We start from the raw sequence: 13,326 nt of genomic DNA, 5'->3' as shown, positions 1-13,326 counted from the left end.
ATTGCATCAGTCATCCACCTGCAAGATGGCAAGAAAGGCCTCTTGAGGCACTTCAACCGAACCGATCTGTTTCATGCGCTTCTTGCCCGCTTTCTGTTTTTCAAGGAGTTTGCGTTTGCGGCTGATGTCGCCGCCGTAGCATTTTGCCAGCACGTTCTTGCGCAGCGCCTTGATGGTCTCGCGGGCGATCACATTGCCACCAATGGCGGCCTGGATCGCCACATCGAACATCTGGCGGCTGATGATCTCGCGCATCTTGGCAACCACGGCACGGCCCCGGTATTGCGATTGCGAGCGGTGCACGATGATGGACAGGGCATCGACCTTCTCACCGTTGAGCAGGATGTCCACCTTCACCACATCGGCCGCGCGGTACTCCTTGAACTCGTAGTCCATGGAGGCGTAGCCACGGCTCACCGATTTGAGTTTGTCGAAAAAGTCGAGCACGATCTCGCCCAGCGGCATGTCGTAGGTCAGCATGACCTGCTTGCCGTGATAGGCCATGTTGAGCTGCATGCCGCGCTTCTGGTTGGCCAGCGTCATGACCGCACCGACGTATTCCTGCGGCATGTAGAGGTGCACCGTCACGATGGGCTCGCGGATCTCTTCCAGCCTGCCCTGGTCGGGCATCTTGGACGGGTTCTCGACCATGATCACCTCGCCATCGGGCTTGACCACCTGGTACACCACGCTCGGCGCGGTGGTGATCAGGTCCTGGTCGAACTCGCGCTCCAGCCGTTCCTGCACGATCTCCATGTGCAGCAAGCCGAGAAAGCCGCAACGGAAGCCAAAGCCCAGCGCCTGAGACACCTCGGGTTCGTAGTGCAGCGCGGCATCGTTGAGCTTGAGTTTTTCCAGCGCATCACGCAGGGCGTCGTATTCGCTCGCCTCGGTCGGGTACAGGCCGGCAAACACCTGCGGCTGCACTTCTTTGAAACCCGGCAACGCGTCGGTGGCGGGGCCCAGGTTGTTGGGCAGCTTCTTTTCCAGCGTGATGGTGTCGCCCACCTTGGCCGCCTGAAGTTCCTTGATGCCGGCGATGATGAACCCTACCTCGCCCGCTTCAAGCGATTCGCGTGACTCGTTGGCCGGCGTGAACACTCCGAGGTTGTCGGCGTTGTAGACCGTGTTGGTCGCCATCATCTTGAAGCGTTCGCCCTTGCGCAAATGGCCGTCGACCACTCGCACCAGCATCACCACACCCACATAGGCGTCGTACCAGCTGTCCACGATCATGGCCCGCAGCGGTGCGTCGGGATCACCCTTGGGCGCCGGGATGCGCGCCACGACCGCTTCAAGAATGTCCTCCACACCCATGCCGGTCTTGGCCGAGCAGGGGATGGCGTCTGTGGCGTCGATGCCGATCACGTCTTCGATCTCGATCTTGGCATTGTCGGGATCGGCATTGGGCAGGTCCATCTTGTTGAGCACCGGCACCACCTCCACACCCAGGTCGAGCGCGGTGTAGCAGTTGGCCACCGTCTGCGCTTCGACGCCCTGGCTGGCATCCACAACCAGCAACGCGCCCTCACATGCCGAGAGCGAGCGACTCACCTCATACGAGAAGTCGACGTGCCCGGGTGTATCAATCAGGTTGAGGTTGTAGACCTGCCCATCACGCGCCTTGTACTTGAGGGCTGCGGTCTGTGCCTTGATGGTGATGCCGCGCTCTTTCTCGATGTCCATCGAGTCAAGCACCTGCTCGCTCATCTCACGGTCAGACAGGCCCCCACAGCGCGAAATGATGCGATCAGCGAGCGTGGACTTGCCGTGATCGATGTGGGCAATGATCGAAAAATTGCGGATGTGATTCATCAAGAAAACGCCAGGGAACACAAGGAGGGCGCCACCCGTGGGCGACCATAAAAAAGGGCGCGTCAGGTGTTGACGCGCCCGTAACCAACAATCAATGGCAACTGCGATAGTTGGGGTTTCATTGTAGGCAAAAAGCCCGGGATGCACACCCTGGAACCGCTCGCAGTCACTTGTTGCAATGCAGCAACGCGCAACTTATCCACAGCAAATTCACAGGAAAACGGGGTGACATGTGAACCAGCTGTGGATGGATACCCGGCAGCCGAAGCAGCTCCCACATGGTGAACCGTGAAGGGCTTTTGCCACCGCAATAGCATCCAAAACCAAGAGATTTTATCCAATTCGGTCAACAGCCCGAAATGCGCTGTAAGCGTTCACCAACTTTTTAAGCCGCTGGACGGTGGCAACGCCTCCGACGCCAGGCTGTGGTAAATCAGTCACCACATAAAAACAGCCACCAATCCCAATCAAGACAAGGGGTTATTCACGCTTGCTGGGGTGATTTCGAGCTTTTCGAAATGTTCAGCGCTGAGGGCGTATCACGGCGTATTGCGCCCAGTCTCCCCGTCGGAACAGCACATTGATCGGCTTCGATTTGTCCAGACGGGCGAGCACTGCCTCCAGCTCCTTGACGCTCCCGACTTCGGTGTTGGCCACCGCGACGATCACATCGCCTTCTCGAAGGCCCGCGCGCGCAGACACGCCTTCAGCGGTTTCCACCCGCACGCCACCTTTGACATTGATCTCCTTCTTCTGAGCGGCACTGAGATCGGCCAGCGTCAGGCCCAACGAAGGCACGGCGCCAGACGCCGCCGGTGGTTTCTCCGGTGCGGTTGGCTTGCGCTCGGCGCGCTCGGGCTCCAGCTCCACCACGGTGATGGACAGCTCTCGCTGACTGCCGCGCCGGAACACCGTCACCGAACTCTTGCTGCCTGGGCGCGTGTTGCCCACCAGGCGAGGCAGGTCCACCGACTTTTCGATATCGCGCCCATCGAATTTGAGAATGATGTCGCCCGGCTCCAGCCCCGCCTTCGCTGCTGGCGAATTGGGCTCCACCCCACGCACAAACGCGCCCTTGGGTTGACCGAGACCGAGCGACTCGGCAACCTCTTTGCTGACCTGGTCGATCTGCACACCGATGCGCCCGCGCGTCACTCGGCCGCTGGAGCGCAACTGGTCGGACACGCGCACCGCCTCATCGATCGGAATCGCGAAGGAGATGCCCTGGAACCCACCCGATCGGGAATAGATCTGGCTGTTGATGCCCACCACCTCACCGCGCATGTTGATCAACGGCCCACCCGAGTTGCCCGGATTGATGGCCACGTCGGTCTGGATGAAGGGCAGAAAGTCACCGGTGTCGCGCTTCTTGGCGCTCACGATGCCGGCGGTCACGGTGTTCTCCAAACCGAACGGGGAGCCGATGGCCATGACCCATTCGCCCACCTTCAGGCGACTCACGTCACCGATCCTGACCGCACTCAGTCCATTGGCCTCGATCTTCACCACGGCCACGTCGGTGCGCTTGTCCGCGCCGACCACGCGCGCCTTGAACTCGCGCTTGTCGGGCAAGGTGACCACCAGTTCGTCGGCTCCGTCCACCACGTGAGCGTTCGTCATGATCAGGCCATCGGTGCTGAGAATGAAACCCGACCCCACGCCCCGGGGCTGGGCCTCTTCGTTGGGGTTGCGCTCCTGGCGCGGCCCACGCGGTGTGACGCCCGGTGGCACCGGAATGCCGAAGCGCTTGAAAAACTCCAGCATCTGCTCGTCGGCATTGCCCGAGCCCGCTTCAGCACTCGATCGTTCCAGTGTCCGAATGTTGACCACAGACGGCCCCACCTGCTCCACCAGTTCGGTGAAGTCTGGCAACCCTCGCACCGACTCGGCCACTACAGGCACCGGCAACATCGACAACGTGCCAGCGAAAGCTGCCATGACCACCGCAGTCAGAAAAGCCTGTGGGGCGCGGCGGTGCCGCAAGGGTGCAGGGTTCATGTTCATCCTCTTCAAAGGCCAGTATTCACGCAGAGATCCCACGACCCCTGCGCGGAGATAAAACGATTTCGGGCGTCTCAGCGAGTGCGCTCAAGCGACATCGCAAACCGCTTCAGGGTCGCGGGAGGCACCTCACCCAGTGCGGTCAACCAGTGCGCACCGACGCGGCGGGTGAGGGAGTGCGTGGCGCCCGTCACAGCGGTTTTCTCAACGCCGTGGCGCTGGGCGTCAAACGGCTCGACGAACAGCGACACAGAAGCCAGGCCGTCCGAAAACACCCACTGCATGGGAGCGGCCCCTGGCACGGGTGATCCACCGATTTCACGGGTGTGGCAGCTCATGGATTGAAACCCGGGCACGGGATCCTTGAGTCTCCAGCCCTCGGCCTCCGGTGTGGTCTTCTTCAAGACCAGCTTGTGCACGTCGTACCCTTTGGTGTCACCCATGAGCCGTTTGAGCTTGTCCATCCGAACAGGGGCATCCAGCTGCAACTCGGTGAACGCCACCTGCTCCAGCACGGCGTCCTGCTCTCCCACGGTTTGCAGTTTCACCACCAGGCCTGTCTTCTTCTCGGCCCAGATGCGGTAGCCAAAACGCATGTTGTCGCGCGGCACGATATCCACCACGTCAGCCAGATGACCTGCCACACGTTCCGGGCTGTTTTCGCGGACGCTGTAGAACTCAGGGATCGAATTGCTGGGCGTGCGCAGCAGCTCGGGAAACACCCCCAATGATTCGCGTTTGTCGACCCATGCGGTTTTGGTTTCTGGCACAAAGGTGATGACATCGCTGTTGTGTCGAATGGTCGAGCGTGGTGCTCCCGTCAGGGTGTCCACGCGCTCCATTTGCTGCGTTCCATCACAGATGTGCCACACGCGAGAGGCCGACATGGTCGAGCCCGTAGAAACCACGAGCGTCCCCGTGTAAGCACGTTGCCTGGAGGCCTCGTGCATGCGGGTGAGCCATTCAGTGACGCTGCGCGAGGGCGCCACGACGCTGGTTTGCGCCTGCACCGGCTGCCACATGCCAAGCGCCAACACGCCCACGGCAGACCACCGTCGCCAGCCAACCCCTCCGAGGGAGCCCCAAGACAGCACCATGGACATGGCGGCTTCAGCGCTGGGGTGCAGCATCGTAAGTGGCATTCCGCAAGAACCCCGCGGGCATCTGCAGCGCGGACATGCCGCCATACTGGCGATGCTCGGCCAGCAACTCTTCCAGTCGAACGTCGCGCAACACCTGACCCTGGGCCGTCTGCACGACCACCGCATCGGCCTGAGGCTGAGCCGAAGTTCCAGAGGTCAAGGCCAGCTGTGATCCGGCACTGGTGGGCTGTGCCCCTGAGCCACCGATCAGCGTCCAACTCACTGCCACCACGGCGGCCAACGAAGCCACACCCGCGACCAGCTTCCAACGGAACACACTGTCGTTCGCCGCCTGACCACGGACGTGAGGCAACGGCGTCGACAACGGCGCTTGGGCAACCGGTTCTGCGCGAAGTCGCTCACAAACCGCTGCCACGAACTCTGGCGCGGGTCGCGCGGACACCGTGCTGCCTGATGAGCCACGCAACACATCACCGATCAGGTGGTAAGCCTGCCAGTTGGCGCGGGCATCCGCTTCATCTGCGTAGTCCTCCAGCAAAGCATCCAGCTCGGAGGGCGAAAGTTCGTTGTCGACAAAGGCGGACATCATCGAACCCCGAGCCTGGACCGAAGCTGTGCAGGGCCCCGCCGGTTGATGATGGTTGTGTGCTGCGTTCATGGAAACGTTCCGGTGCGGTGATCTGATGAGCAAAGTTCGCGAAGGCCTTGACTACCACCGCTTGCCTGACTGATGGTCCAGCATGGGCTTGATTCGGTTCGATATGGCCTCGCGCGCCCGGAAGATCCGGGAACGCACTGTTCCGATCGGGCAGTCCAGCGTCTGTGCAATTTCTTCATAGCTCAAACCCTCAATTTCTCGCAAAGTGATCGCCATGCGCAACTCTTCGGGCAACCCGTCCATGACCGCGTTCACGGCCTCGGCGATTTCCTTGCTGGCCAACACCGCCTCGGGTGTCTCGGTATCGGCCACGTTGCTGTTTAGTTCGCGTTCGAACCCAGAAGTTTCATCGTCATCGGCCGATTTCATCTGCGACTGAAACACCAGTGGGTCGCGTTTGAGTTCCATCAACTGCTTCTTGGCCGTGTTCACCGCAATGCGGTAGAGCCACGTGTAGAACTGCGCGTCACCACGGAACTGGGCCAGCGCGCGATAGGCACGGATGAAGGTCTCCTGAGCAATGTCCTGTACCAGGTCGCTGTCACGCACCATGCGCCCGATCAGGCGCTCGACCCGTCGCTGGTACTTGACCACCAGCATCTCAAAGGCCTTTTGTTCACCCGCCAGCGTGCGCTGCACCAGCATGACATCGCTGTCCGGTGGGGGAGGGGCTGTGTGGTCGTCGGGAGTGGTCATGCAGCGGTAGGTCGGGCCGCGGGAATATACCCCAAGCACCGGACTGCAAAGGAGTCACCCATGGGCCACCACCGCGCGACGAAGGTCGTCCCAGCGTTGCGGGTCGCTCGCCCGCGCCACCCAGACCCAGGTTCGAGCACCCTCCGGGTTGTGCAACCGGAGCAGCATCCACCGCTGAAAATCCTGCACCGGCTCCACCCGCAGCAAGACCACGCCATCCTGGTAGGCCGTGCTGTGCCACAGCCAGGCCCCTTCACGCGCCAAAAGGTCATCAACAGGTGCCGCCAGCGCGTCCCATTGCAAACGCCCGACGGGCGAATGACGCCAACTCACGACTGCGATAGCGCCCCACAGCATCCAGAGCAACACGCCGAAAGCCACGCTCCAAGACGGCCCCATGCGCGCACCCCAAGCCACCACCAAGAGGCCCATACTGCCCGAAGCAAGCAGCAGTCCGGCATAAAAGGAACAACGCCCCACCGGGTACATGACCGATGGGGCGCTGCGCATGCTCTGCGAAAAACGGGCTGGAAATCGATGCGCTTCGGATCAGATGCGCTTGAAAACCAGGGTGCCGTTGGTGCCGCCAAACCCGAAGTTGTTCTTGATGGCCACATCGATCTTCATGTCTCGCGCGGTGTTGGCGCAATAGTCCAGGTCGCACTCAGGGTCCTGGTTGAAGATGTTGATGGTGGGCGGGCTCTTCTGTTCGTGCAGGGCCATCACCGTGAAAACACTCTCGATGCCGCCCGCTCCCCCGAGCAGGTGCCCGGTCATGGACTTGGTCGAGTTCACCACCGTTTTCTTGGCGTGATCACCCAGCGCTGCCTTGATGGCGTTGGTCTCGTTCAAATCGCCCAGCGGAGTGGACGTGCCATGCGCATTCAGGTAGTCGATCTGATCGGCGTTGATGCCAGCATTTTTCAAGGCCTGCACCATCGAACGCCGGGGACCATCTTCATTGGGTGCGGTCATGTGGTACGCATCGGCGCTCATGCCAAAGCCCACCAACTCAGCGTAGATCTTGGCGCCACGCGCTTTGGCATGTTCGTACTCTTCGAGCACCACGACGCCAGCGCCTTCCCCCAACACAAAACCATCCCTGTCCTTGTCCCAGGGTCGGGACGCGGTCTTGGGATCGTCATTGCGCGTGGACAAAGCTCGTGCGGCAGCAAAACCACCCAGTCCAAGAGGCGATACGGTGGACTCAGAACCGCCAGCCACCATCACGTCAGCATCGCCGTACTCAATCATGCGGGCCGACAGGCCGATGGCATGCAAACCGGTGGTACACGCCGTGACCACGGCAATGTTGGGTCCTTTGAAGCCGAACTTGATCGACACATGACCTGAAATCATGTTGATGATCGACGCAGGCACAAAAAATGGGGAAATGCGACGCGGTCCACGACTGACCAACTCAGCGTGCGTGGCTTCGATCAAAGGCAAGCCGCCAATACCGGAACCGATGTTGCACCCTATTCGGGTCGCCTCTTCGTCTCCCAAAGCATCGCCAGTGCGAAGCCCGGAGTCAGCGACCGCCTGAACCGCCGCAGCAATACCAAAATGAATGAAAGTGTCCATCGCACGGGCCTCTTTCGAGGTCATGTACGACTCCACATTGAACCCTTTGACCTCACCCCCGAAATGGCAGTTGAAGCCCGAGGCATCAAACTTGGTGATGAGGTCGATGCCAGACTGACCGGCAAGAAGGTTGGCCCAAGCTTCAGCCACCGTGTTGCCCACGGGGCTGATACAACCCAGGCCGGTCACGACAACGCGACGACGGCTCATGGACGGATCAGGCCTTCTGGTGCGTCATCGCGTAATCGATGGCGTTTTTGACCGTGGTGATCTTCTCGGCGTCTTCGTCCGGGATCTCGATGCCGAACTCGTCTTCCAGCGCCATCACCAGTTCCACCGTGTCAAGGGAGTCTGCGCCCAAGTCGGCCACGAAAGCCTTCTCAGGGGTGACCTGACCTTCTTCCACGCCGAGTTGTTCGGCAATGATTTTTTTTACACGTGCTTCGATATCGCTCATAAGTCCCTCTGAGGGTGGTTGGATGACAAGGCCATCATTTTAGCCGGGCTAGAGAGGTGCCCCTAGGCGGCCCGCCGGACGGCTCATCGGCGGAAGAAAAGCAAGGATTTTCAGGACATGAACATGCCACCATTGACATGCAGTTCCTGACCCGTGACGTAGGCTGCCTGCGGGCTGGCCAGGTAGGACACGGCATGGGCAATGTCTGCCGGTTTGCCGAGGTGCCCGAGCGGAATTTGGCCCAGCAAGGCTTTCTGCTGCTCTTCCGGCAGGGCGGCGGTCATGTCGGTTTCGATGAAGCCGGGCGCCACGCAGTTCACCGTGATGTTGCGGCTGCCCAGCTCGCGCGCCAAGGCGCGCGTCATGCCCGCCACCCCGGCCTTCGCAGCGGCATAGTTCGCCTGCCCAGCATTGCCGGACGCCCCCACCACGCTCGTGATGCTGATGATGCGCCCATAGCGCTGCTTCATCATGGGGCGGATGACCGCGCGGCTCAGGCGAAACACAGCTTTGAGGTTGGTGTCGAGCACCGCATCCCAATCGTCATCCTTCAGCCGCATGGCCAGCATGTCGCGGGTGATGCCTGCGTTGTTCACCAACACCTGAAGCCCCCCGTGGGTCTTGGTGATCTCATCGATCAGGGCGTCCACCGCGCCAGCGTCATTGACGTTCAGTGTTGCGCCTTGGGAACCCGCTGCAACACCTGGCACAGAGGCCAATGCCGAGCTGATTTTGGCAGCGCCCTCTTTGGTGGTGGCGGTACCGACCACGATCAGGCCGCGCGCGGCGAGCTCCAGGGCGATGGCCGCGCCAATCCCGCGTGAAGCACCTGTCACCAAGGCCACTTGCCCCGCAAATTTGATTTCAGACATTGTCGTTCCCTCGATCAGGCCAGCAAGGTTTTCACATCGGCCAGCGTGGCCGGATCGAACAAGGCGACACCGCTCATGTCGGCGTCAATGCGCTTGACCATGCCGGCGAGCACCTTGCCAGGACCACATTCAACCAGGGTGGACACGCCCCGCGCTTTCATGGCGCTCACACACTCCACCCAGCGAACCGGGCCGAACGCCTGCCGATACAGCGCATCCTGTATGCGCAACGCATTGGTTTCCACCGCCACATCGATGTTGTTGAGCACCGGAATCTGCGGCGCGGCAAACGCCGTGTCGGCCAACCGCAGCTTGAGTTTCTCGGCTGCGGGTTTCATGAGGCTCGAATGGAAGGGTGCCGACACCGGCAGCGGCAATGCACGCTTGGCACCAGTGGCCTTGAGCACTTCGCAAGCCTTCTCAACGGCTGCTTTGCTGCCAGCGATGACCGTCTGCATCGGGTCATTGAAGTTGACGGCCTCGACCACCTCCATGCTCCCGGCTCCCATCGCCGCCTGCACCTCCGCGCAGCCAGCGATCACCTGGGCAGAAGACATGCCGAGAATCGCGGCCATGGCCCCGGTCCCTACCGGCACGGCCTCTTGCATGGCTGCGGCGCGGAAACGCACCAGCGGGGCCGCCTGCGCGAGCGTCAACACACCCGAGGCGACCAAGGCTGAATATTCACCCAAAGAATGACCGGCGACGACGGCTGGCAGCGCACCACCTTCAGAACGCCACACACGCCATGCCGCCACGCCTGCGATCAGCATCACGGGCTGGGTGTTCGTGGTCAGGGCCAGTGCTTCCTTGGGACCCTCCTTGATCAAGCGACCCACATCCTCACCCAGCGCATCGGACGCCTCCCGCAGGGTCTCAGCGACCTCGGGGTGGTCCGCCCAGGCGTCAAGCATGCCAACGGACTGGGATCCCTGGCCGGGAAAAACAAATGCAAATAAAGTCATGGTCGGTACAAACGAAGAATCTGACGGGAAGGCATCCTGCAGCGCGCGACTTTGCTCAGAAGTCCAGCAAGACCGAGCCCCAGGTAAACCCACCGCCCACACCTTCGAGCATCAGGGTGTCACCCTTTTGCACCTGCCCCTGACGCACCGCGTGATCAAGGGCCAGAGGAATGGACGCGGCAGAGGTGTTGCCGTGCTGATCGACCGTGACCACAACCTTGTCCATCGGCAACTTGAGCTTTCGGGCGGTGCTGGCCATGATGCGGATGTTCGCCTGGTGTGGAATCAGCCAGTCAATGTCGGCCTCTACCCTGCCCGCCTTGGCAAGCACAGCCCGGGCAGTGTCTTCAAGTACGCCAACCGCCAGCTTGAACACCGCCTGGCCGTCCATTTTGAGCAATGGATCACCCAGGATGCGGCCACCGGAGACATGACCCGGCACACAGAGGATGCCGGCGTGCTTTCCATCGGCATGGATATCGGTAGCCAGAATGCCAGGCGTGTCGCTTGCCTCCACCACCACCGCTCCGGATCCATCGCCGAACAACACGCACGTGGTGCGATCGTTGAAATCGAGCAATCGAGAGAACACTTCTGAACCGACCACCAGCGCTTTGTTGGCACTGCCGGTGCGGATCAGCGCGTCGGCCACGGTCAACGCATAGATGAAGCCGCTGCACACCGCTTGCACATCAAACACCGGGCAGCCAGCGATGCCCAGCTTGTGCTGGAGGATGGCGGCGGTCGAAGGAAACACCATGTCAGGCGTCGACGTGGCCACGATGATCAGGTCGATGTCTTGTGCCGAAACACCGGCTGCATCCATTGCTTTGCGGCACGCTTCGGCCGCCAAGTCACTGGCGAACACACCGTCAGAAACGAAATGACGTGCACGAATGCCAGTGCGCTCTACGATCCATTCGTCGCTGGTTTCAACGCCCGCCGTGGCCAACCGCGCCACCATGTCGGCATTGGTGAGTCGCAAGGGGGGTAGGCAACTGCCTGTGCCGGAAATGCGGGCAAAACGTGTCATGCGAAAGGGGTAACTGGCGTTACAGCGTCGGGATGCTCTTGAGGTCGCTTGAAATGCCCTCCGGAGCGATGAGCGGCGCCGCATGGGCAATGCGCTCCTTCACCTTGTCGAGCAAATGATTCTGGGCCGCATCATAAGCCCGGGCCAGCGCCTGCTCAAACGCGAACGCGTCTGCTGAGCCGTGGCTTTTGAACACCAAGCCACGCAACCCCAGCAGGGCCGCACCGTTGTAGCGACGGTAGTCCATGCGTTTTTTGAACGCAGATATCACCGGATATGCAAACAAGGCACCAATTTTCGTAAAAATGCTGCGAGAGAACTCAGCCTTGATGAAACTGCCGATCATCGTTGCCAAGCCTTCACTGGCTTTCAGCGCCACGTTGCCGACAAACCCATCGCAGACCACGATGTCGGTCGTGCCTTTGAAAATGTCATTGCCTTCGACATTGCCAAAAAAATTGAGATCACCGGTATTGGCCGCATTTCGAAGCAGAACGCCCGCTTTTTTGATCACCTCACTGCCTTTGATCAACTCCTCACCCACATTGAGCAATCCGACAGTCGGCTCCTCACGGCCGGTGATGGCCACGACCAGCGCAGAGCCCATCACCGCAAACTGAAGCAGGTGTTCGGCGGTGCAGTCCACGTTGGCACCGAGATCCAGCACAGTGGTGGCGCCCCCCAGTGCGTTGGGCATCTGACTGGCAATGGCCGGACGGTCAATGCCATCGATCGTTTTCAGCAGATAACGGGATATCGCCATCAGGGCGCCGGTGTTGCCGGCAGACACCACAGCCTGCGCAGCCCCATCCTTCACCTGCTGAATCGCCACTCGCATGGACGAGTCTTTTTTCTTGCGCATGGCCACCTCCACAGGGTCGTCCATGGCAACCACTTCACTGGCCGCGACGACGCGGCAGCGAACGTTGTTGAGCACTTGCGGCCAAGGGCGGAAAGCCTCCGGCTGACCCACCAGCAAGAGTTGCGCCTGAGGATGACTGCTCAAAAAGGCCGCACAGGCCGGCAAGGTGGTTGCCGGACCGACATCCCCCCCCATGCAATCCACTGCGACGGTGATCATGTCAACATCCCGATATCGGCACGCAGGGCGCCCCAAGAATGAAAAAAGCCCGCATGCATCATGCGGGCCTGTACCTGACCTGCGGCCCTAGCGCCTGACGCGCGAACGCGGCAGTGCCCTGACCAGCAGGCAATTCAGGCTTCTGACTTGTTTTTCAGCACCTGGCGGCCACGGTAGAAGCCATTGGGGCTGATGTGGTGGCGCAGGTGGATTTCGCCAGTGGTCGGCTCCACGGCGATGCCCGGCACATTCAGCGCATTGTGCGAACGGTGCATACCGCGCTTGGAAGGGGACTTTTTGTTTTGCTGGACGGCCATGGTGGGCTCCTGAATTCGGTGGTGGTGACGGGTGCGCTTGCAGCCTGAATGGACATCGCCATCAGGCCCAGCCAACTGGATGCCAGCGCAAAGCCAAGGATTATAGCCCGAAGGTGGCGACCCCGCCAAATTCAGACCGCCCGCTCATTTTCGGAGTCGGGCCAGTACCGCAAATGGGTGGGGCGGTGCAGAGGGCTCTTCTGGTGAAACGTCCAAATCATCCGCAACGGCGGGCAAGGGAGCGGGACAGGCTTCGTGCATGGGCACCAAGGGTAAAGCCATCAACAGCTCATCTTCCAGCAGGTCCAGCAAGTCGGGTCTCGGCTCCAGCGCCAGGACATCCTCTTCGCTTTCATCGTCTTCAGCCTCTGCCATGGCCTCGTCGGCCACGAACCGGAACCAGCGATCCACCTCCAGCCGGGTGACCACCGGCGCCAGGCAACGCTGACAACTCAACGGAACATCGGTACTCGCCTGCACATGCATCCACACACCGGGAGTTCCTCCGTTGCCCGGGCGCATCTCTCCACGTGCCTGCCATGCAACCATGGTCACACCGCCACCATCCGAAACAATCTCAGCCAGCAGGCGCTTCAAGGAAGTGAGAGATAGCTCCGCCTGAAGTGTGGCGCCCGCTTCGGCAAACGCGCGAACATCAAGCCTGCGTGGGTTCCAAGTCTTACCGAGATTCGTTTTCATCCCGGCAGTGTAAAAGAACCGTCCTTCGAACCAAGGGACAATATC

General features: G+C 60.9%; 14 protein-coding genes. All 14 read right to left on the bottom strand.

All coding sequences use genetic code 11. The features are described 5' to 3' along the window. Positions 1–6: 6 nt before the first annotated feature. The 14 genes from lepA to IM738_RS02400 all read right to left on the bottom strand — a co-directional run bounded on the left by lepA (position 7) and on the right by IM738_RS02400 (position 13,281). Positions 7–1,815, bottom strand: coding sequence for a translation elongation factor 4 (lepA, locus tag IM738_RS02465; protein WP_236964315.1), 1,809 nt, complete (start codon positions 1,813–1,815; stop codon positions 7–9). 522 nt (positions 1,816–2,337) lie between these two features. After that, positions 2,338–3,753, bottom strand: coding sequence for a Do family serine endopeptidase (locus tag IM738_RS02460; RefSeq protein WP_236964314.1), 1,416 nt, complete (start codon positions 3,751–3,753; stop codon positions 2,338–2,340). Between the two features lie 137 nt (positions 3,754–3,890). Beyond that, a complete protein-coding gene (locus tag IM738_RS02455; RefSeq protein ID WP_236964313.1) occupies positions 3,891–4,919 on the bottom strand; it encodes a MucB/RseB C-terminal domain-containing protein in 1,029 nt (342 codons plus the stop codon). Positions 4,920–4,926: 7 nt separating this feature from the next. Continuing rightward, positions 4,927–5,577 (bottom strand): sigma-E factor negative regulatory protein, encoded by a 651-nt coding sequence (locus IM738_RS02450; protein WP_236964312.1) that lies wholly within the window; start codon positions 5,575–5,577, stop codon positions 4,927–4,929. Between the two features lie 51 nt (positions 5,578–5,628). Then, the gene (gene rpoE / locus IM738_RS02445) at positions 5,629–6,273 is read right to left on the bottom strand and encodes an RNA polymerase sigma factor RpoE (RefSeq protein ID WP_236964311.1); all 645 of its coding nucleotides are present in this window, start codon (positions 6,271–6,273) and stop codon (positions 5,629–5,631) included. A 54-nt stretch (positions 6,274–6,327) separates the two neighbouring features. Then, the gene (locus tag IM738_RS02440) at positions 6,328–6,783 is read right to left on the bottom strand and encodes a hypothetical protein (RefSeq protein ID WP_236964310.1); all 456 of its coding nucleotides are present in this window, start codon (positions 6,781–6,783) and stop codon (positions 6,328–6,330) included. A gap of 39 nt (positions 6,784–6,822) precedes the next feature. Continuing rightward, complete coding sequence (fabF, locus tag IM738_RS02435; RefSeq protein ID WP_236964309.1) at positions 6,823–8,067, bottom strand: beta-ketoacyl-ACP synthase II; 1,245 nt, start codon at positions 8,065–8,067, stop codon at positions 6,823–6,825. A gap of 7 nt (positions 8,068–8,074) precedes the next feature. After that, positions 8,075–8,314, bottom strand: a complete 240-nt coding sequence (gene acpP, locus IM738_RS02430; RefSeq protein WP_236964308.1) for an acyl carrier protein — start codon at positions 8,312–8,314, stop codon at positions 8,075–8,077. 110 nt (positions 8,315–8,424) lie between these two features. Next, the gene (fabG, locus tag IM738_RS02425) at positions 8,425–9,186 is read right to left on the bottom strand and encodes a 3-oxoacyl-ACP reductase FabG (protein ID WP_236964307.1); all 762 of its coding nucleotides are present in this window, start codon (positions 9,184–9,186) and stop codon (positions 8,425–8,427) included. Positions 9,187–9,200: 14 nt separating this feature from the next. Continuing rightward, a complete protein-coding gene (gene fabD / locus IM738_RS02420; protein ID WP_236966444.1) occupies positions 9,201–10,151 on the bottom strand; it encodes an ACP S-malonyltransferase in 951 nt (316 codons plus the stop codon). 55 nt (positions 10,152–10,206) lie between these two features. Beyond that, complete coding sequence (locus IM738_RS02415) at positions 10,207–11,184, bottom strand: beta-ketoacyl-ACP synthase III (protein WP_236964306.1); 978 nt, start codon at positions 11,182–11,184, stop codon at positions 10,207–10,209. Positions 11,185–11,203: 19 nt separating this feature from the next. Continuing rightward, the gene (plsX, locus tag IM738_RS02410; protein ID WP_236964305.1) at positions 11,204–12,265 is read right to left on the bottom strand and encodes a phosphate acyltransferase PlsX; all 1,062 of its coding nucleotides are present in this window, start codon (positions 12,263–12,265) and stop codon (positions 11,204–11,206) included. Positions 12,266–12,399: 134 nt separating this feature from the next. Further along, positions 12,400–12,582, bottom strand: coding sequence for a 50S ribosomal protein L32 (gene rpmF, locus IM738_RS02405; RefSeq protein WP_019575026.1), 183 nt, complete (start codon positions 12,580–12,582; stop codon positions 12,400–12,402). Positions 12,583–12,726: 144 nt separating this feature from the next. Continuing rightward, positions 12,727–13,281, bottom strand: coding sequence for a YceD family protein (locus tag IM738_RS02400; protein ID WP_236964304.1), 555 nt, complete (start codon positions 13,279–13,281; stop codon positions 12,727–12,729). Positions 13,282–13,326: the final 45 nt, after the last annotated feature.

It is taken from the genome of Hydrogenophaga sp. SL48, from assembly GCF_021729865.1.
Taxonomy (GTDB): Bacteria; Pseudomonadota; Gammaproteobacteria; order Burkholderiales; family Burkholderiaceae_C; genus Hydrogenophaga.
The sequence above is the reverse complement of the archived record's forward strand: the minus strand, read 5'-3'. Positions and strand labels throughout refer to the sequence as shown.